The following is an 18,062-nucleotide window of genomic DNA, read 5'->3' as shown; positions in this document are numbered from 1 at the left end:
TTGCGGGTACGCACTGACGACGAGGTCTACCGGGTCGACGCCGTCTGGCTCGGCCCGCCCAAAGCAACCTTCCCCTGGCGGGCGCGGTACGTCGCCTGGGGTGTCGGCATCGTGGTCTTCCTGCTGGTCACCGCCGTCCAGCGGCAGGTCGGCTTCGGCTTCGACGTGATCAACACCGGCTGGGGCTTCGTGATCACGATCGCCCTGACCAGGTTCATCTGCTCGCGGATCAGCCACGAGCGCCCGCTGTCGTCGGTCCTGGCGATGTGGGTGCGCGAGCTGACCGCGCCGCGGGAGACCACCACGGGCCGGGGCGGCGCGGCCAGCGCCGCGCGGATCCGGGTGTCCTCCCAACGTCCCCGCAAGCGTCACAAAAAGGGGGCGAAACGCGCGAGCGCCGCCACCCGATCCCAGCACCGCAGGCAGCAAGACCGCCGTCAGAAGGAGGTGCGCGGTGTTCGGACGCCGGCGTGACCGTGACCGACGATCCGCTGCGCACGTGGCCCAGCACGCGGCTGCGGCGCGCGACGACCGCAAGGTCTACAGCAAGCGCGGCCGCCGCCTGCCGGGCGAGCAGTCCGTGCCGAGCTACACACCGTCGATCGCCGCCCGCAGCATCGACGGCCACCTGCTGCGCACCGGCCAGGAGGTCTACGCCTGGTACCGGCTCGCGCCGCAGCGCTGGTCGTTCCGGTCGGACTCGCAGCGCCAGGACCTGATCGCGGCGATCGCGGGCCAGTACGCCGAGCTGCAGGGCCGCTGGATGCACCTGCGCGTGACGAACCGGCCGTACCCGATCCGGATGTGGGCCGAGGCGCACGTGCACAACGCCGTGCGCCGGCTCCCGGACACCCCCGGCACGCTGAGCTTCGACGACTACATGGTCGGCGAGCAGCAGCAGCTGATGGGCCGGTCGATGGCCGAGAAGGAGGTCTACCTCGGCGTCCAGGTGCAGACCCGCAACATGATGGACCGCGCGGTCGAGCGCGCCGCCCCGGTGCTGCGCAGGGTCTTCCCGGACGCGGTGGACGCCGAGCTGGTCGCGATCGAGTCCGAGATCGACCACCTCGACCAGGTGATCGGCTCCGCCGGCCTCGAAGGGCGCCCGGCCACGGCCGAGGAGATGTCCTGGCTGATGCACCGGTCGTGCTCGCTGGGCCTGCCCGCGCCGCGCAACCTGCCCGCCGTGCCCGGCGCGCCGTGGGAGCCCGAGGACCTGGCGTCGTTCACCGACGCGGCCGACTTCCACCAGGAGCCCTACTCGCCGACGGTCACCGTGCGCGGTCGCACCGGGTCGAACGCGGGCATCAAGCGGCACGTCGCCGTGCTCACCGTCGGCCTGATGCACGGCTTGCAGATCCCCGAGCAGGACGACCCGTGGGTGCAGCGCTCGGACCGGCTGCCGGCCGCCGTGGAGTGGTCGGCGCGGATCTACGTCCGGCGTCCCGAAGAGGTGTCCGGCGAGCTCCAGCGGCAGATGAGCAAGGTCCGCTCGCAGGTGCGCCACTACACCGACGAGCACGAGCTGGAGCCGCCGCAGTCGTTGGCCCGGCAGGCGTCCCGGGTGCTGGAGATCGACGACGAGATGACGTCGGGCTTCACCGCGCTGGGCACGCGGGTTCGCAGCTGGTGGCGGCTCGCGGTGTCCGGGCCGACCGAGCGCGAGGCGCTGCGGCTGGCCCAGGGCCTGCTCGACCTCTACAAGCCGAAGGTGGCGATCGAGCACCCGGAGGCGCAGTACGCGATCGCGCGGGAGTTCATCCCGGGCGAGCCGCTGTCGTCGTCGGCCTACCTGCGGCGCGGCTCGGTGCTGTGGGCGGCGTCCGCCGTCCCGACCGCCACCGCCGAGGTGGGCGACCGGCGCGGCATCCTGCTGGGCGAGACGGTGACCGCGACCCGCCGGCCGGTGGCGTGGGACCCGTGGATGGCGCAGGAGCTGCGCGACTCGTCCGGCCTGACCGCGATGGTCGCCGGGCTGGGCGCGGGCAAGTCGTTCCTCGGCGGCGGCATCGTCTACAAGACGTTGCGGGCGGGCGCGCACTGGACGCTGCTCGACCCGTCCGGGCCGCTGGCGGCGCTGTGCGAGCTGCCCGAGCTCAAGCCGTACGCCCGGCCGATCAACCTGCTCAACGCGCAGGCGGGCATCCTCAACCCGTACCGGGTGGTGGCCGAGCCGCAGCTGGACCACTTCATGGACGAGGAGGACGCGGAGCGGGCGTGGCGGCGGGAACGCGCGCTGGCCGCGGCGACCCGGCGTCGGCTGGTGCTGGACGTGCTGTCCGGCCTGCTGCCCTACGAGGTGTCCCGGTTGCCGCAGACCCGGATCGTGCTGCTGCGCGCGGTCCGCACGGTCGGCGGCCGGCCCGACGCGCACCCCGGCATGGTGTTCGAGGCGTTGCGGCGCGACGCGTCGGAGCACCACGAGCACGCCGTCGTCGTCGCGGACTTCCTCGACGAGATGCGGGAGCGGATGTCGCTGCTCATCCCCGAGCAGGACCTGGACCCGTACGACGAGGCGCGGGACGACCGGCTGACCGTGCTGACCATGGCGGGGTTGAACCTGCCGAAGGACGGCGTCGGCCGCGAGCACTGGACGGACGCGGAAGCGCTCGGCGTGGAGATGCTGAACCTGGCCGCGTGGTTGACCCAGCGCTCGATCTACGAGCGGCCGAAGGACCTGCGCAAGGGCGTCTGGATCGACGAGGCGTTCTTCCTGTCCGAGGTGCCGACGGGTCGCGTGCTGATGAACCGCTTCGCCCGCGACTCCCGCAAGTGGAACGTCCGCGTGCTGCTGTCGTCGCAGATCCCGGCGGACTTCCTCAAGATCCAGGGCTTCGTGACGCTGCTCGACTCGGTGTTCGTCGGCCGGTTGGACGACGACCAGGCCCAGGCCGACGCGTTGCGGCTGCTGAAGGTCCCGGTCGGGGCGGGCTACGAGCAGGTCGTGGCCTCGCTGGGCCGCCGTCCGGGCGGCGTGCGCACCAACGTCGAACGCGACCGCGCACCGCGCCAGTTCATCTTCGGCGACGGCGCGGGCGGCGTCGAGCGGATCCGCATCGACTTCTCCGGGCCGCACCTGGAACACCTGCGCAACGCCCTCGACACCACCCCGGACGCGCTGCGCGACGGCGGCGAGTCCACCGAGGTGGAGGTCTCCTCACCCCCGCAGGACCCGTTCTCGCACGCCGAGCAGTACACCGACGAGTACGACGACGAGCTGGCCGCCGACCTGGAAGTCGGCCTGACCGACGAGCTGGTCGACTCGGCGCACGGCGAGGGAGGAAACCGCCGACCGGGCCGGGAAGGCAGCGCATGAGCGGGCTCGCGAACCACTCGCGCACCGCGTTCGGCGCTCGCCGCGCCGAGCGCCGGCCGGGCGCGCGGTCACACCTCGCGGTGCCCGGCGCGCACGCCGGTCCGCTCGCCGACGACCCGACGTTCTCCGCTCGTGCCACGCCGAGCGCCCGTGAGGTGTCCGCATGAGCACTCTCCTCCTGGTGGCGCTGGTCGCCGTCGCGCTCTACGCGCGACGGCGGTTCAGACACGCGCAAGAGCACGCCGAGGCGCACGGCCGTCCGGCGCGCGCCCGGTGGCGTGCGATGGCCGTGGTGGTGGCGATCATGGGTCTGCAGATCGTCATCGGCGCCACGCCCGCCAGCGCCGCGCCCTGCGGTGAGGCGCCCAACCCGGAGCGGCCCGGTTCGGGCATGGTCGGCGCGATCGACCCGCCGATCGGCAACGGCCTGCCGAACACGCCGTACCTCAACCACGGGTACGCGGGCATGGTCTGGCACACCTACCAGGAGAAGTGCCTGGTGCCCAACGCCACCCCGGTGCTGGACACCTGGATGGGCAACGAGCTGTTCAACGTCGGCAAGAACATCGTCGGCGCGACGAACGCCCTGCACTACACGGTCGTCGGCCAGGGCCTGCTGCAACCGCTGGACGAGGCGGTGAAGACCGGCGTCCAGAAGGTCTACGACAACGTCTACCTGCGCTGGTTCGGCCTGGTCGCGCTGATCCTGGCGGTGCTGATGTTCCGCCAGATCTGGCAGGGCGACCTGGCCTCGATCAGCAAGCGCGGGTTGTGGGCGCTGGCCGCGATGTGGCTGGCGACCTCGACCCTGGCGCTGCCGCAGTTCTACAACTTCCTCGACACCACCCTGGTCACCAAGACCTCGGAGATCCAGGCCGGGTTCATCGACGTGGACGCCGGCCAGGACACGCTGGACAAGCTGCCCTCGCAGCTGCACCACACCGTGGTCTACCAGAGCTGGCTGCGCGGCGAGTTCGGCTCGCCCGAGGCGCCGCAGGCGAACGACTTCGGGCCGCGGTTGCTGGCCGCGCAGGCGTGGACGGTGCAGGAGCTGGCCGAGCACAAGGACGGCGACCAGGCCGCGCTCGACGCCAAGAAGGCCGAGTACAAGAACATCTACGCGCAGCTGGGCCCGACCAAGGGCTACTTCAGCGGCGAGGACGGCGGTCGCACCGGCGCCGGGTTCCTGTCGCTGCTGCAAGCGGTCGCGTTCTCGTTGTTCCAGCTCTTCGCCAAGGCGGCGGTGCTGCTGGCGCAGTTGCTGCTGCGGGTGCTCACGCTGGCCGGCCCGCTGATCGGCCTGGTCGCGCTGCTGCACCACGACCTGCTGCGCAAGGTCGCCCGCGCGGCGGCCGTGACCGTGTTCAACGTGCTGGTGCTGGCCGTCCTCGCGGGCACGCACGCGCTGCTGCTCCAGGCGATCTTCAACGCCACGGGCCTGACGCTGCTCACCAAGGCGCTGCTGGGCCTGATGCTCACGCTGGTGTGCTTCATGGTCGGCAAGCCGATGCGCCGGATGTGGCAGATGGTCGAGATGTCCATCGGTTCGGCGAGCAACGCGCTGCCCATGCGCGGCGGGATCCTGTCCAGGTTGCGGAAGAAGAAGGAAGGGCCCTCGCCGCAGGACGAGTTCTGGGACACCGTGCGCGACACCGATCCGGACGGGGTCGAGGTGCCGCAGCGGGATCGGCGCAGGGTGCGGCCCGAGGCGGCCAACCCGGTGGCGGCCGCGGCGCAGCGGTTGGACCGGGCCGGGAACAGCGTCGGCGAGCTGGGCAGCGGGGTCGGTGCGGGGCGGGCGGCGTTGCCCGTCGGTGGGGCCGGTGCGCCGGCGGCGTTGCCGTCCGGGCGGTCCCGGGTGGTCGACGCGCCGCCCATCGCCGATCGGAACTACGACCGGGTGGACGACGCGGTGCTCGTGCCGTCACGGGTCAACGGGCGGGTGGTCGACGCGCCGACCTCGGTTCCGGGGCCGCGGCGCGCCGAGACGGAGGTCGTGGCGGGACGGCAGGTCCACGTGATCTACCGGCCGTCACGCGGGCTTGAGGTCAGGGACAGCTGATGCCGATCCGAACCAACCGCGGCCGGGCGGCCGTGTACCGACGCCTGTGGGGCTGGCCGTTGCGCTCGCCCCGGCACCTGGTGACGACGATCGTCGGGGTGGTCGTCGTGGTCACCACGATCAGCGTGGTCATCCCGAACGCGATCAAGCCGCGGCCGGGCGGCGGCACGGCGGGCACCACGTCCACCGCCACGACCGGCAGCGGCGGCGGCAACCAGGTCGGGGTGCTGCCCACGGTCACCTCCACCCCGCTGCCGACGAAGGCGCCGAGCCCCACGGCCGCGCCCAGCTCCGCGCCGGTCAACGCGAACGCGCAGCTGGTGGCCGACATGTGGGTCGACGCGTTCGGCGCGTTCCAACCCGGCAAGACCACGAAGGAGAAGTGGCTGTCCGGGCTCAAGCCGCACACGTCCGACGAGCTGTTCCCCCGGTTGGAGTCGGTGGAGCCCGCGAACGTGCCGGTGGTGATCGACCAGCCGGTCAAGCCGATCAAGTCGTTCACCGATTCGGCGGAGTTCGAGGCCCAGCTGGAGGACGGCAAGCTCGTCGTGACCGTGGTGAAGCTTCCCGAGGGCTGGCGCGTGCACGAGTTCGACAAGGTGGGGTGACATGCTGAAGATCGGGCTCGTGGTCGTCGCGGTGGTGGCCGTGGTCGCGGTGACCGTCACCAACGGCGTGTCGACCGTGCTCAACGAGAACACCCCGACCGAGGAAGCCGCCGGCATCCGCATGGCGAGCTGCAACGCCTCGATCGGCCCGTGGGAGGGCGGCGGCGAGGCCAAGGGCCGCGGTGACGCCGACCGCCTCAGCGACGAGCAGCGCACCACCGTCGCGAACATCATCTCGATCGGCCGCAAGCGCGAGCTGCCGCCGCTGGCGTGGCAGATCGCGATCCAGGCGGGCATGACCGAGTCGGGGCTGCGCAGCCTGGACTACGGCGACCGCGACTCGCTGGGCATCTTCCAGATGCGCCCGTCGATGGGCTGGGGCACGCCGCAGCAGGTCACCGACCCCGAGTACGCGATCAACAAGTTCTACGACGTGCTGCTGAAGCTGCCGGACTGGCAGGAGCAGCGGCCCGGCGACTCGGCGCAGGACGTGGAGCGGTCGGCGTTCCCCGACCGGTACCACAAGTGGGAGGCGATGGCGGCGTTCCTGATCGGGCAGGAGGGCGACGTCAGCGACCCGGCCGGGTGCGGCGAGAGCGTCGGCGACTACCTGCTCGCGTCCAACGCCGCGGGCACCGCGATCGAGTTCACGAAGCAGCAGCTCGGCGAGCCGTACCTGTGGGGCGGCAACGGGCCCGACGCGTGGGACTGCTCCGGCATCCTGGTCAAGGCGTTCGCGGCGGCCGGGGTGAAGATCCCGCGCGTGGCGAACGACCAGTACATGGCCGGTGGCGCGTACCTGCCGGTGCGCGAGGCCAAGGCCGGTGACCTGATCTTCTGGGCGACGAACCCGGCCAACCCGGTCACCGTCCACCACGTGGCCATGTACCTGGGCAACGACGAGTACATCCACGCGCCGCAGACCGGTGACGTGGTGAAGATCAGCAAGATCAACTGGGATTACCACGAGTTGATGCCGCTGGCCGTCCGGCCGGGCGTGTAGGGAGGCGCGACGGTGTTCAACCACGAACCCATCCAGCGGCACGCGGGTCCGCCCGCGTCGAGCACGCCGACGCGGGACTACCTCAACACCCGACCGCCGGGCACGGACCAGTCGTACGCGGTGCTGCCGCGGTCGCTGGTCGAGGCGATGCCGCTGCCGTGGCAGCAGCAGATGGCGCACCTGCTGGCCGACTTCCACCGCGCGTACGCGCACCTGAACTGGCCGGTGTACCGGGTCGTGCCGTCGCGGGTGGAGCGGCTGGTCGACCTGGACGAGGACCAGCTCGCCGAGGTCGGCGCGATCGTGGAGATCGACGTGGACGGCGAGCTGGTCTACCGGGACCGCAGCGGCGCGGTGATCACCGACCCGGAGCACCGGACGGTGCTGGTGTCGGTGCTCGACCCGATCCCGGGCGAGTTCGCCAACGCCAACCAGAACACGCCGCCGCGCGGTTTCCCCCAGCCGCCGGTGGTGCCGCAGCCCAGCTACCCGCAGTCGGGCCCGCTCCCCGTGCAGCCGCCCCCGCGGTGAACATGACATGCGCTGCGGCGCATGGAAACCTGGGTGCATGGCTTCTGACCCGAACGCTTGGTACTACTGCCTGACCCACCGGACGGTCGAGCGCGGTGTGGGCTGCCGGGGCGGGGACCGCATGGGCCCCTACCCGGACGAGGCCACGGCGCAGCGCGCGCTGGAGCTGGCGCGCGAGCGGACGAAAGCCGAGGACAAGGCCGATAAGGAGTGGGGCAAGGGCTGAGGCCGGCTTAGGGTGCACCCCATGGTGATCCGCACCGACCGAGCGGACCTGGACTTCGGCGGCATCCGGACCGAGTTCGGCCTGCCCGACGAGTTCCCGGCCGCCGCGCTGGCCGAGGCGCAGGCGGCGGTGTCGCGCGACGTGGGCCTGGCGGGCCGCGAGGACGCGACGGACCTGCCGTTCGTCACGATCGACCCGCCCGGCGCGAAGGACCTGGACCAGGCGCTGCTGGTGCAGCGGGTCGGGTCGGGGTTCCGGGTGCACTACGCGATCGCCGACCTGGGCGCGTTCGTGGTGCCCGGCGGCGCGCTGGACGCCGAGGTGCGCAAGCGCGGCCAGACGCTGTACCTGCCCGACGGCAACGTGCCGCTGCACCCGCCGGTGCTGTCGGAGGGCGCGGCGAGCCTGCTGCCGGGGCAGACGCGGCCGTCGGTGCTGTGGACGTTCGAGTGCGGGCCGGACGGCGAGCCGACCGAGGTCCGGGTGCGGCGGGCCGTGGTGCGCTCGACCGCGCAGTTCGACTACGAGACCGTGCAGGCGCAGTTCGACGCGGGCACGCCGCACCCGTCGATCGAGGCGCTGCCCGACTTCGGCCGGTTGCGGCGGGAGCGCGCGGTCGAGCGCGGCGCGGTCGAGCTCCAGCTGCCGGAGCAGGAGATCGTGCCCAACGGTGACGGCGACTGGAAGCTCGCGGTCCGGCCGCGGGCCGACGTCGACGCCTGGAACGCGGAGATCTCCCTGCTCACCGGCATGTCGGCGGCCAAGCTCATGCTGGCGGCGAAGGTCGGTGTGCTGCGCACGCTGCCCGACGCGGACGACGGCGCGGTGGACGCGTTGCGGCGGTCCGCGCACGCGCTGGGCGTGCCGTGGCCGGCGGGCGTGACGCCGTCGCGGCTGCTCGCGGGCCTGGACCCGAGCCGCCCGGAGGCGTTGGCGCTGTTCGTCGACGCGACCCGGCTGCTGCGCGGCGCGGGCTACACCGCGTTCAACGGCGAGGTGCCCGCGGTGTCCACGCACGCCGGCCTGGCCTCGCCCTACACGCACGTGACCGCGCCGCTGCGCCGGCTGGTGGACCGCTTCGCCACCGAGGTGTGCCTGGCCGTGACGGCGGGGCAGGACGTGCCGGCGTGGCTGACCGAGGCGTTGCCGCTGCTGCCGGGCCTGATGGGCGGGTCGGACGCCCTGGCGGGCAAGGTCGACCGGGCGTGCCTGGACCAGGTCGAGGCGTGGGTGCTGGCCGACCGGGTCGGGCAGGAGTTCGAGGCGGTCGTGCTGCGGGCCGACGCCAACGGCGCGGACGTCTTCGTCACCCAGCCGCCCGTGATGGGCCGCTGCACGGGGGAGGGCCTGCCGGAGGGCGAGCGGATCGCGGTGCGCCTGGTGCAGGCCGATCCCGAGCGGCGCAAGGTCGTCTTCGAACGGCTGTGACGCCGGGGTCGCCTCACGCGTCCAGCGTGATCGCGTGCTTGGCCCGCTCGACCGACTCCTCGGCGGGCGGACCGGCCGGGTTCTCGGTGGCGAGCGCCTGGTTGAGCGCGACGAACGGCCGCAGCCGGCGCTCGTAGGTCTCGAACGCCGCGGCGTGGTCGTCACCTGCCCGGCCCAGCTCGTCCGCCAGCACGTACGCGCCGACCAGCGCGAGGCTGGTGCCCTGGCCGGACAGGGCCGAGGCGCAGTAGCCCGCGTCCCCGACCAGCGCGACCCGGCCGGTCGTCCAGCGGTCCATGTGGATCTGCGCCATCGAGTCGAAGTAGAAGTCGGGCGCGTCGGCCATCTCCCGCAACAGGGTGGGCACCTGCCAACCCACGCCCGCCAGGCGTTCGGCCGTCATCCGCTTCTGCTGCGCGACGTCGCGGTGGTCGTAGGCCACCGGCTCGGACGTGAAGCCGAGGGTGACGCGCAGCTCGGCGTTGTCGCGCACCGGGTAGACCGCGCCTCCCGCGCCGGAGGCCGCGTCCTGGAACCACACCTGCCAGTTGTCGAGGTCGAGGAAGTTCGGCGTCGGGAAGATCGCCAGGTACTGGCCGAGGTGCGTGGCGAACCGCTCCTCCGGCCCGAACGCGAGCCGCCGCACGGTCGAGTGCGCGCCGTCCGCGCCGATCACGAAGTCGAACGTGCGGAAGCCGCCGCGCGCCAGCTCCACCTCGACGCCGTGCTCCTCCTGCCGCAGCGCGGTGATCCGGTCGTCGAAGACGTGCTCGACCCGGCCGGCGGTGACGTCGTGCAGCATCGCGACCAGGTCCTCGCGCAGCAGCTCGACGTCCTCGCCGTCCAACCGGCCGCTGCTCAGCACGCGCTCCTCGGACCGGAACAGCTCGTTGCCCTCGCCGTCCAGCACGGACATCCCGCGCATCCGGGTGCGCGCGGCCCGCACCCGCTCGCCGAGCCCCATCCGGTCCACGACGTCGAGCGCGACGCCGCGGATGTCGACGGCCTGGCCGCCCTCGCGCGGGCCGGGCGCGCGTTCCACCACCGTCACCGAGAAGCCGTGGTGCCGCAGCCAGTGGGCCAGGGCCGAGCCGGCGACGCCGGCGCCCGAGATCAGCACGTTCCGCATGGTGTTCTCCCTCTGAAGACGCTGTACGTGTACGTTGACCACAGTGCAGCAGTACAGGGAAAACAGCCAAAACTGACCTGGTACAGATGCGGATCTGTACCAGCACAGGAGGTGGGTGTGCCGACCGGACCGCGCTACCTGGGCATCGTCGACGACCTGCGGCGGCGCATCGAGCGGGGCGAGCTGCCACCGGGTGCGAAGGTGCCCTCCACCCGCCGGATCGCCGCCGAGTGGGGCGTCGCGATGGCCACCGCGGCCAAGGCGCTCGCCACCCTGGCCCAGGAGGGCCTGGTCCGCGCCGAACCGCGCTCGGGCACGGTGGTCGCCGACCGCCGCACGCCCCGCCCGGCGCACGTCACCCGGCCGTCCCGTCCCGTCCGGCAGCCCGAGCTGACCCGGGAACGGGTGGTGCGCGCGGCCATCGCCATCGCGGACGCCGAAGGGCTCGGCGCGCTGTCCATGCGCGGCGTCGCGGCCCGGCTCGGGGTCGCGCCGATGTCGCCCTACCGGCACGTGGCGGGCAAGGACGAGCTGGTCGTGCTGATGGCCGACACGGCGTTCGGCGAGCGCGGGTACCCGGCGCGCCCGCCGGAGGGCTGGCGCGCCCGGTGGGAGCTGTGCGCCCGCACGCTGTGGTCGCTGTACCGGCGGCACCCGTGGCTGGCCCAGCTCAGCCCGATCACCCGGCCGCTCCCGCTGCCGAACCTGGCCGTGCACGCGGAGTGGGCGCTGGCCGCGCTGGACGGCTTCGGGTTGAGCGCCGCCGAGCTGTGCGACCTGCACGTGATGTTCTTCAGCTACGTGCACGGCATCGCCGTCCACCTGGAACGCGAGCAGCAGGCGCTGGGCGCGTCCGGGCTGTCGGAGGACGAGTGGATGGACACCCAGGCGTCGGCGATGGGCGCGATCACCGGTTCGGGGCGTTATCCCACGTTCGCGCGGATGCTGGGCGAGCTGTCCGAGGAGGGCTACGACCTGGACCTGGACGAGCTGTTCGAGCTGGGGTTGCGCTCGTTGCTGGACGGGCTCGCGCTGCGGCTCGACCGGCGGCCGGATGTGATGTGATGGCGGGGTGACTGATATTCGTGAGCTCACCGTCGGGGTCCTGGGTGGTACCGGTGCGCAGGGCAAGGGCCTGGCGCTGCGGTGGGCCAAGGCGGGCTTGAAGGTCGTCATCGGCTCCCGCAACGCCGAACGCGCCGAGGCCGCGGCCGAGGAGGTCCGCGCCCAGACCGGGGTCGGGCACGTCAGCGGCGCGGACAACGAGGGCTGCGCCGAGCAGGCGGACGTGGTGCTGATCGCCGTGCCGTGGGACGGGCACGCCGACACCGTGGCGTCGCTGCGCGAGCCGCTGCGCGGCAAGGTCGTGATCGACTGCGTGAACCCGCTCGGCTTCGACAAGCAGGGCCCGTTCGCGCTGCCCGTGCCGGAGGGCAGCGCCGCCCAGCAGGCCGCCGCGCTCCTGCCGGACTCCCGCGTCACGGCCGCGTTCCACCACGTGTCCGCGGTGAGCCTGGCCGACCTGTCGATCGAGGCGGTCGAGAACGACGTGCTGGTGCTCGGTGACGACCGCGAGGCCACCGACCTGGTGCGGGCGCTGGCCGAGGCGATCCCGGGCTTCCGCGGCGTCTACGGCGGCCGGCTGCGCAACGCGCACCAGGTGGAGGCGTTCACCGCGAACCTGATCGCGATCAACCGCCGGTACAAGGCGCACGCCGGCCTGAAGATCACCGACATCTGATGCTGCCGGTCGACGACCTCGGCGAGCCGGTCCCGCTGCCCGGCCCGCCCAGGCGCGTGGTCAGCCTGGTGCCGTCGCTCACCGAAGCCCTGGTCACCGAGGCCGTCGACCCGGCCGTGCTGATCGGCGCCACGGACTACTGCACGCACCCGCCGGACCTGGACGTGACCCGGGTGGGTGGTTCCAAGTACCCGGACGTGGACCGCGTGCTGGCGCTGCGACCGGACCTCGTGCTGGCCAACAGCGAGGAGAACCGCCCGGAGGACGTCGAACGCCTGCGCGCCGACGGCATCCCGGTGTGGGTCACCGCCGCACCCGCCACCGTGCCCGCCGCCCTGGGTTCGCTGCGCCGCCTGCTCGGCACGGCGTGGGACGTGGAACCGGGCTGGCTGGTCGAGGCCGAACGGCTGTGGCGCGACGTGACGCCACCGTGGACCCGGGCGGTGATCCCGGTGTGGCGCAAGCCGTGGGTGGTCCTGGGCCGCGACACGTTCGCGGGCGACGTCCTGCTGCGCCTGGGCGTGGTGAACGCCTTCGCCACCCACCCGGACCGCTACCCCCGCCCCGAGCTGCCCGCCCTGCAGGACGCCGACCTGGTCGTCCTGCCGGACGAGCCGTACCTGTTCACCCCGGACGACGGCCCCCAGTTCTTCCCGACCCTGCGCCCGGTCCACGTCTCCGGCCGCCACCTGACCTGGTACGGCCCCTCCCTGGTCCAAGCCCGCACCGCCCTGCGAGCCGCGCTCAACCCGTGAGGAACCGCTCGGCCACCACCTGACCGCGGAACGCCTGCCCGGTCGGCGTGAAGCCGCAGCGCAGGTAGAACCCCTCCGGCCCGCCGACCCCCGGCACCCACAGCACGGTCACGCGGTCCCAGCCCCGCCCGGCTGCCTCGGCGCAGAACGCCTCGACGGCGAACCGCCCGTAACCGCGGCCCTGCCTGCCTGCTGCGACGGCCAGCCGCCAGATACCGCACCGGAAGTAGTCGACCGGGTTGGCCGGGTCGAACGCGCCCATGATGAACCCGACCAGGTGGTCACCGTCGAGCACCAGGCGTGGCCACGCGATGTCCGGTCGGGCGTGGGCTTCCGCCAGGGACGCCGCCACGGGCGCGACGAAGTCCTCCTGCCCCGGCTCCACCTCCAGCGCGCACGCGTCACGGACGTTGTCCGGCGTCACCTTCGTCAGTCGCATTCACAGGAGTCTGGTCATGGCGGGCCCGGCGCGTCCAAGCGCCGGTGGGCCGGATCACCTGAACCGGTCGGTGGCGGCCAGCAGGGCGCGCAGGACGCCCGGTTCGTCGAACGCGTGACCGCCGTCCGGCACGATCACCAGCTCCGACCCCGGCCACGCCCGGTGCAGGTCCCAGGCGGTCGTGGCCGGGGTGGCCAGGTCGTAGCGGCCCTGGACGATCACGCCCGGGATGCCCGCCAGCTTGCCCGCGTCACGCAGCAGCTGACCCTCCTCGAGCCACCCGGCGTGGCGGAAGTAGTGGTTCTCGATCCGGGCGAACGCCAGCGCGTACCGGGGTTGCGCGAACGCCTCCACCAGCTCCGGCCGCGGCAGGAGGGTGACGGTCGAGCCCTCCCACACGCTCCACGCCACGGCGGCCGGTTCGTGCACCGCCGGGTCCGGGTCGTTCAGCAGCCGGTGGTAGGTCTCGATCACGTCCGCACCCGCGGGCACGCGCGAGGCCACGCGCTCCCACAGCTCCGGGAACAACATCCCCGCGCCGCCGCCGTAGTACCAGTCGAGTTCCTTGCGCCGCAACGTGAAGATGCCCCGCAGCACGAGCTCGGTGACGCGTTCCGGGTGCGTCTCGGCGTAGGCCAGCGCCAACGTCGACCCCCACGACCCGCCGAACACCTGCCACCGGTCCACGCCCAGGTGGTCGCGCACCTTCTCCAGGTCCGCCACGAGGTGCCAGGTGGTGTTGGCGGACAGGTCCGCGCCCGGCTCGGACGCGTGCGGGACGGACCGCCCGCAGCCCCGCTGGTCGACCAGCACGATCCGGTACGCGGCCGGGTCGAACAGCCTGCGGTGCACGGGCGCGCAGCCGCCGCCGGGGCCGCCGTGCAGGAACACCACGGGCTTGCCGTAGGGGTTGCCGCACACCTCCCAGTAGACGCGGTTGCCGTCGCCGACGTCGAGCAGGCCCTGGTCGTACGGTTCGATCTCGGGGTACATGCGGACCACTCTGCCCGACGACCGGGACGAGTGGATCAACGGCGGGTGCGGTGGTCCCGCCCGCGTCGACCGGGCAGCACGGGCACCCCGTCGGTGACGAGCATGAAGCGCTCCAACCCCGGCACGCACACGTTGAGCACGGCCAGGTGCTCGGTGACGTGCCGCGGCCGGCAGTAGGCCCGGTACCCGGCCCGGTCCAGGTGGCGCAGCAGGGTGTCGAGGTGGTCCGACGGGGTGGCGGGCGCGTCGGTGTCGGCGAACGCGACGGGCCGGACCGCGCCGGCGGCGGTCAGGTCGGCCAGGTAGCAGCGGTGCAGCGCCGGGTAGTCGGTGGTGCGCGGGACGCGCCCGGCGCGCGGGTCGGTCTCGTGGGTGGCGATGCTGTGGATCTGGATCAGCTCGGTCAACGCGCGTTCGGCCGCGTACCGGGCCGACAGCGACGCCCCGCACCCGCGCACGCGCGCGGGTCGGCCCGCCGGCGCGGGGGTGTGCGCCCAGTAGGCGGGCACGCCGAGGTCGGTGGTCATGTCCACCAGGTGCACGGGCCGGCCGAGCAGGTCCGCGGCACGCCGGTGCAGCGCGGCGAGGTCGTCGGGCAGGGTCGCGGGGCGGACGACGCGCAGCGGCGCGGGCCGGCGGGCCAGGAACCGCGAGATCAGCAGCAGCGACATCGCGTCGCGCTCGATGATCTCGTTGATCGCGTGGACGGCGGCCTCGACGGGCGTGGTACCCGCGGCCCAGCCGCTGTTGAGCGAGTAGCGGCGGGCGGCCGCGTAGTCGTAGGTGTCGCCGAGGGCGGCCCGCGCGTCGGCGTGGTCGTTCGCGACGTGGTCGGGCGAGGACAGGAACACCGGCAGCGGGCGTTCGGCGTCGTCGAGCAGGTCCCGGTAGGTCAGGCAGGCCAGCGGCCGGTCGGGTCCGGCGGCGAGCAGCGCGAGCGCGGCGTCGTCGGCCAGGCCGGCGGCGGCCTCGTGCGCGCCGACCACGTGGACGTGGTGCGGGGGCAGGGTCCGGCTGAGGTGGTGCTCCAGCGCCTCGAACACCGCGCCGACCCGCGCCGCCTCGGTGGGGCCCTTGCCGGAGCCGTCACCGCCGAGGACGGGCCGGTCGTCGCGCCGCAGGACGCACCGCCACGCGCCGGGGTCGTCGGCGGGCACGGGCGTCAGGTGGGCGGTCAGCCCGAGTTCGGCGACCGCGGCGCACCCGTGCGACCAGGCCCGGCCCAGGTCCACCGCCCGTTCACCGGACTGCGCGTGCCCGGCCCCGGTGCCGAACAGGACTTGCGACATGGCTGTTCCTCCGACGACGAGGGCGACGACAGCGGCAGTGGCAGCGGCCGGTGCGCGGGTGGGGGGCACCTCACCAAGACCCCCACCCGCCGGCCGGGTGGGGACTACCGCGGGACCTGCGGCGTCTCGTCCTCGAACTCGGCCAGCTCCTGCTGCTCCTCGTTCGTCAGGGACACCCGGTCCTCGTCGTCATCGCTGAACACATCGGTGAAACCCATGGCGGATCTCCGTTCGTGGTGGCCTGGGGAGCACGGGCCGCTCCCACCCCGCGCAGGGCTACCCGTGAACCGCCCGGACCGACGACTTCGACCCCATCGGGCGACAACCGCCCCCCCGTGCTTCACCGGAACGAGAACGCCGCGCCGACCCGAGTGGGCCGGCGCGGCGCCGCACGATCGATTCGGTCAGTGGAAGGTGTGCTCCGGGCCGGGGAACTGGTGGCCCTTCACCTCGGCCGCGAACTTCTCCGCCGCCGACTTCATCACGCCCGCCACGTCGGCGTACCGCTTCACGAACCGCGGCGCGCGCCCGCGGCGCAGGCCCATCATGTCCTGCCAGACCAGCACCTGCGCGTCGGTGTCCGGACCGGCGCCGATGCCGACGGTCGGGATCGCCAGGTCGTGCGTGATCTGCTTGGCGACCTCGCTGGTCACCATCTCCAGCACCACGGCGAACGCGCCCGCGGCCTCGACGGCGTGCGCGTCCTCGACCACCGAGTCGAAGGCGTCGTTGCGCCCCTGCACCCGGTAGCCGCCGAGCTGGTGCTCGCTCTGCGGGGTGAACCCGATGTGCGCCATGACCGGGATGCCCGCCCGCACGATGGCCTCGATGTGCGGTGCGAAGTGCTTCCCGCCTTCGAGCTTCACCGCGTGCGCGCGGCCTTCCTTCATGAACCGCACGGCCGTCGCCACGGCCTGCTCGACCGACACCTGGTAGGAGCCGAACGGCAGGTCGGCCACGACCAGCGACCGCTTCACCGACCGCGTCACGCCCCGGACCAGCGGGATCAGCTCGTCCACGGTCACCGGCAGCGACGTGTCGTAGCCGTAGACGTTGTTGGACGCGGAGTCGCCGACCAGCAGCACCGGGATGCCGGCCTCGTCGAACAGCTCGGCGGTGTACATGTCGTAGGCGGTGAGCATGGGCCACGGCTCGCCGCGTTCCTTCATCTCCCGCAGGTGGTGGATGCGCACCTTCTTGCCGGTGGGGGCGCTGCCCGCCCCGTTCCCGTAGGGCGCGGTTACCTCTGACGAGGTCATCGTCGACCGTCCTTCCCTCGGGGCCTGCTCCGTCGCGGGTCCCCGGGCCTTGTTGCACGGTTACCCGCCCAGCGTGACACCGACCCGGGGGTAGTGGCGCGGAGTGCGAGTAGCTTCACACGGCATGGCTTGCCGCATCACGGAACTGGTCCTGGACTGCACCGATCCGGAAGAGCTCGCGCGGTTCTGGTGCGAGGTGCTCGGCTTCCGGGTGCTGAGCCGCGACGACGACGGCGGCGTCGAGATCGGCCGCGAGGGCGAGTTCCCCACGATCGTGCTGAACGCCGCCGCCGAGCCGAAGGCGCAGGAGCTGCGGCTGCACGTCGACGTCAACGCGACCGACCGCGACCAGGAGGCCGAGCTGGCCCGCCTGCTCGCCCTCGGCGCGCGGCACGCCGACGTCGGCCAGGGCGACGACGTGAGCTGGTACGTCCTGCAAGATCCGGAGGGCAACGAGTTCTGCCTGCTCAGGAGCCGCGTAGCGCCGTGAGCACGGCCAGCGCCACGGCGTCGGGGCGGTCCACCGGCACCATGTGGCGGCTGCCCGGCACCAGCACGGTGCGCCCGGTCGGGCTCATCGCGGCCAGCGCCCGGTGCGCGGCGCTCTCCCGCCGGCCGGGCGTGAGCACGGTCAGCGGCACGTCGGGCAGCGGCCGGAACGCCCGCAGCCGCTCCACCGCGCCCACCTGCGCCGGGTACGACGCCAGCTCGTCCAGCACGGCCCGCGTCACCGACGGCCGCCCGTACACCGACCGCAGCGCCGCCGGTGACGCCGGGTCGCGCCGCCCGAGCGTCGACCCGCGCACGGCCCACCGGCGCAGCCGCAGCCCCTGAGCGGCCACGACGGGGTCCAGCCCGGTCCGCAGCACCCACCGCGCCGCGGCCGCGGCCAGGTCGGACGGCCGGCCCGCGCCGGGCACCTCCGGGTCCGGGTCGACCAGCACCAGCCCGCGCACCCGCTCCGGCCGCAGCCGGGCCCACGCCTCGACGTGCAGCGACGCCATCGAGTGCCCCACCAGCACCGCCGCCGGCCGCCCGGCCAGCACCGCGTCCAGCACGGCGACCTCGCGGGCCAGCGTCGCGGGCGCCGTCGCGGGCTCGGACCACCCGGTGCCCGGCCGGTCGAACACCAGCACGTGCGCGTCGGGCAGCAACGCCACCACCGCGTCCCAGTCGAACCACGCGCCGCCCAGCGCCGAGCTGAGCACCACCGCGGGTCCGTCGACACGCCCGGACGCGCGCACGTGCACCCGACCGGCGAGTGAGGCGATCATGGTGGGCAA

19 protein-coding genes are annotated in these 18,062 nt (G+C 73.2%); 13 read left to right on the top strand and 6 right to left on the bottom strand.

All coding sequences use genetic code 11. The features are described from left to right. From ACIQMJ_RS00180 to ACIQMJ_RS00140, 9 genes are read left to right on the top strand one after another with little or no spacing between them, the layout of a single operon-like run. Window positions 1-474, top strand: a complete 474-nt coding sequence (locus ACIQMJ_RS00180) for a hypothetical protein (protein ID WP_499758826.1) — start codon at window positions 1-3, stop codon at window positions 472-474. 25 nt (window positions 475-499) lie between these two features. Continuing rightward, window positions 500-3,316, top strand: a complete 2,817-nt coding sequence (locus ACIQMJ_RS00175; protein WP_499758825.1) for an ATP-binding protein — start codon at window positions 500-502, stop codon at window positions 3,314-3,316. Further along, a complete protein-coding gene (locus tag ACIQMJ_RS00170; RefSeq protein WP_499758824.1) occupies window positions 3,313-3,483 on the top strand; it encodes a hypothetical protein in 171 nt (56 codons plus the stop codon). The genes ACIQMJ_RS00175 and ACIQMJ_RS00170 overlap by 4 nt, the downstream gene beginning before the upstream one ends. Beyond that, window positions 3,480-5,378: a hypothetical protein gene (locus ACIQMJ_RS00165; RefSeq protein WP_499758823.1), complete on the top strand. Its 1,899-nt coding sequence runs from the start codon at window positions 3,480-3,482 to the stop codon at window positions 5,376-5,378. Before ACIQMJ_RS00170 ends, ACIQMJ_RS00165 begins: the two co-directional genes overlap by 4 nt. Further along, complete coding sequence (locus ACIQMJ_RS00160) at window positions 5,378-5,986, top strand: hypothetical protein (protein ID WP_499758822.1); 609 nt, start codon at window positions 5,378-5,380, stop codon at window positions 5,984-5,986. The genes ACIQMJ_RS00165 and ACIQMJ_RS00160 overlap by 1 nt, the downstream gene beginning before the upstream one ends. A gap of 1 nt (window position 5,987) precedes the next feature. After that, window positions 5,988-6,989, top strand: coding sequence for a C40 family peptidase (locus tag ACIQMJ_RS00155; protein WP_499758821.1), 1,002 nt, complete (start codon window positions 5,988-5,990; stop codon window positions 6,987-6,989). A gap of 12 nt (window positions 6,990-7,001) precedes the next feature. Next, window positions 7,002-7,520: a hypothetical protein gene (locus ACIQMJ_RS00150; RefSeq protein WP_499758820.1), complete on the top strand. Its 519-nt coding sequence runs from the start codon at window positions 7,002-7,004 to the stop codon at window positions 7,518-7,520. Between the two features lie 37 nt (window positions 7,521-7,557). Further along, on the top strand, window positions 7,558-7,746 hold the full coding sequence (locus ACIQMJ_RS00145) for a hypothetical protein (protein WP_387482949.1): 189 nt from the start codon (window positions 7,558-7,560) through the stop codon (window positions 7,744-7,746). A gap of 21 nt (window positions 7,747-7,767) precedes the next feature. Beyond that, on the top strand, window positions 7,768-9,174 hold the full coding sequence (locus ACIQMJ_RS00140; RefSeq protein ID WP_499758819.1) for an RNB domain-containing ribonuclease: 1,407 nt from the start codon (window positions 7,768-7,770) through the stop codon (window positions 9,172-9,174). Between the two features lie 13 nt (window positions 9,175-9,187). Here ACIQMJ_RS00140 and ACIQMJ_RS00135 read toward each other — a convergent pair whose 3' ends face one another. Beyond that, entirely contained in the window at window positions 9,188-10,303 is a 1,116-nt protein-coding gene (locus tag ACIQMJ_RS00135; protein ID WP_499758818.1) for an FAD-dependent monooxygenase, read from the bottom strand. Window positions 10,304-10,420: 117 nt separating this feature from the next. On the opposite strand from ACIQMJ_RS00135, the gene ACIQMJ_RS00130 reads away from it, so the two are divergent. From ACIQMJ_RS00130 to ACIQMJ_RS00120, 3 genes are read left to right on the top strand one after another with little or no spacing between them, the layout of a single operon-like run. Then, entirely contained in the window at window positions 10,421-11,368 is a 948-nt protein-coding gene (locus ACIQMJ_RS00130; protein ID WP_499758817.1) for a TetR/AcrR family transcriptional regulator, read from the top strand. Window positions 11,369-11,375: 7 nt separating this feature from the next. Continuing rightward, window positions 11,376-12,044: an NADPH-dependent F420 reductase gene (gene npdG, locus ACIQMJ_RS00125; RefSeq protein ID WP_499758816.1), complete on the top strand. Its 669-nt coding sequence runs from the start codon at window positions 11,376-11,378 to the stop codon at window positions 12,042-12,044. Continuing rightward, window positions 12,044-12,799 carry a helical backbone metal receptor gene (locus ACIQMJ_RS00120; RefSeq protein ID WP_499758815.1) on the top strand — a complete coding sequence of 252 codons (756 nt, stop codon included), beginning with the start codon at window positions 12,044-12,046 and terminating at the stop codon, window positions 12,797-12,799. The genes npdG and ACIQMJ_RS00120 overlap by 1 nt, the downstream gene beginning before the upstream one ends. Here ACIQMJ_RS00120 and ACIQMJ_RS00115 read toward each other — a convergent pair. The 4 genes from ACIQMJ_RS00115 to panB all read right to left on the bottom strand — a co-directional run bounded on the left by ACIQMJ_RS00115 (window position 12,789) and on the right by panB (window position 16,779). Beyond that, entirely contained in the window at window positions 12,789-13,238 is a 450-nt protein-coding gene (locus ACIQMJ_RS00115) for a GNAT family N-acetyltransferase (protein ID WP_499758814.1), read from the bottom strand. The genes ACIQMJ_RS00120 and ACIQMJ_RS00115 overlap by 11 nt on opposite strands. Window positions 13,239-13,292: 54 nt before the next feature. After that, entirely contained in the window at window positions 13,293-14,231 is a 939-nt protein-coding gene (gene pip, locus ACIQMJ_RS00110) for a prolyl aminopeptidase (RefSeq protein ID WP_499758813.1), read from the bottom strand. 35 nt (window positions 14,232-14,266) lie between these two features. Next, entirely contained in the window at window positions 14,267-15,520 is a 1,254-nt protein-coding gene (locus ACIQMJ_RS00105) for a YcaO-like family protein (protein WP_499758812.1), read from the bottom strand. A gap of 404 nt (window positions 15,521-15,924) precedes the next feature. Beyond that, window positions 15,925-16,779 carry a 3-methyl-2-oxobutanoate hydroxymethyltransferase gene (gene panB / locus ACIQMJ_RS00100; protein WP_499758811.1) on the bottom strand — a complete coding sequence of 285 codons (855 nt, stop codon included), beginning with the start codon at window positions 16,777-16,779 and terminating at the stop codon, window positions 15,925-15,927. 124 nt (window positions 16,780-16,903) lie between these two features. On the opposite strand from panB, the gene ACIQMJ_RS00095 reads away from it, so the two are divergent. Further along, complete coding sequence (locus tag ACIQMJ_RS00095; RefSeq protein ID WP_499758810.1) at window positions 16,904-17,269, top strand: VOC family protein; 366 nt, start codon at window positions 16,904-16,906, stop codon at window positions 17,267-17,269. Here the strand turns inward: ACIQMJ_RS00095 and ACIQMJ_RS00090 are convergent. Then, window positions 17,247-18,053, bottom strand: coding sequence for an alpha/beta fold hydrolase (locus ACIQMJ_RS00090; RefSeq protein WP_499758809.1), 807 nt, complete (start codon window positions 18,051-18,053; stop codon window positions 17,247-17,249). The genes ACIQMJ_RS00095 and ACIQMJ_RS00090 overlap by 23 nt on opposite strands. Window positions 18,054-18,062: the final 9 nt, after the last annotated feature.

This window comes from Actinosynnema sp. NPDC091369 (assembly GCF_044757065.1).
Classification (GTDB): domain Bacteria; phylum Actinomycetota; class Actinomycetes; order Mycobacteriales; family Pseudonocardiaceae; genus Actinosynnema.
Note: the sequence above shows the minus strand (reverse complement) of the source record. Positions and strands in the feature narration are given on the sequence as shown.

Bases quoted from the DNA above. Each gene is read 5' to 3' on its own strand.
- ACIQMJ_RS00170 (WP_499758824.1), top strand. From the start codon at position 3,313: ATGAGCGGGCTCGCGAACCACTCGCGCACCGCGTTCGGCGCTCGCCGC.
- ACIQMJ_RS00165 (WP_499758823.1), top strand. From the start codon at position 3,480: ATGAGCACTCTCCTCCTGGTGGCGCTGGTCGCCGTCGCGCTCTACGCG.
- ACIQMJ_RS00160 (WP_499758822.1), top strand. From the start codon at position 5,378: ATGCCGATCCGAACCAACCGCGGCCGGGCGGCCGTGTACCGACGCCTG.
- ACIQMJ_RS00155 (WP_499758821.1), top strand. From the start codon at position 5,988: ATGCTGAAGATCGGGCTCGTGGTCGTCGCGGTGGTGGCCGTGGTCGCG.
- ACIQMJ_RS00145 (WP_387482949.1), top strand. From the start codon at position 7,558: ATGGCTTCTGACCCGAACGCTTGGTACTACTGCCTGACCCACCGGACG.
- ACIQMJ_RS00140 (WP_499758819.1), top strand. From the start codon at position 7,768: ATGGTGATCCGCACCGACCGAGCGGACCTGGACTTCGGCGGCATCCGG.
- ACIQMJ_RS00135 (WP_499758818.1), bottom strand. From the start codon at position 10,303: ATGCGGAACGTGCTGATCTCGGGCGCCGGCGTCGCCGGCTCGGCCCTG.
- ACIQMJ_RS00120 (WP_499758815.1), top strand. From the start codon at position 12,044: ATGCTGCCGGTCGACGACCTCGGCGAGCCGGTCCCGCTGCCCGGCCCG.
- ACIQMJ_RS00115 (WP_499758814.1), bottom strand. From the start codon at position 13,238: ATGCGACTGACGAAGGTGACGCCGGACAACGTCCGTGACGCGTGCGCG.
- pip (WP_499758813.1), bottom strand. From the start codon at position 14,231: ATGTACCCCGAGATCGAACCGTACGACCAGGGCCTGCTCGACGTCGGC.
- ACIQMJ_RS00105 (WP_499758812.1), bottom strand. From the start codon at position 15,520: ATGTCGCAAGTCCTGTTCGGCACCGGGGCCGGGCACGCGCAGTCCGGT.
- panB (WP_499758811.1), bottom strand. From the start codon at position 16,779: ATGACCTCGTCAGAGGTAACCGCGCCCTACGGGAACGGGGCGGGCAGC.
- ACIQMJ_RS00095 (WP_499758810.1), top strand. From the start codon at position 16,904: ATGGCTTGCCGCATCACGGAACTGGTCCTGGACTGCACCGATCCGGAA.
- ACIQMJ_RS00090 (WP_499758809.1), bottom strand. From the start codon at position 18,053: ATGATCGCCTCACTCGCCGGTCGGGTGCACGTGCGCGCGTCCGGGCGT.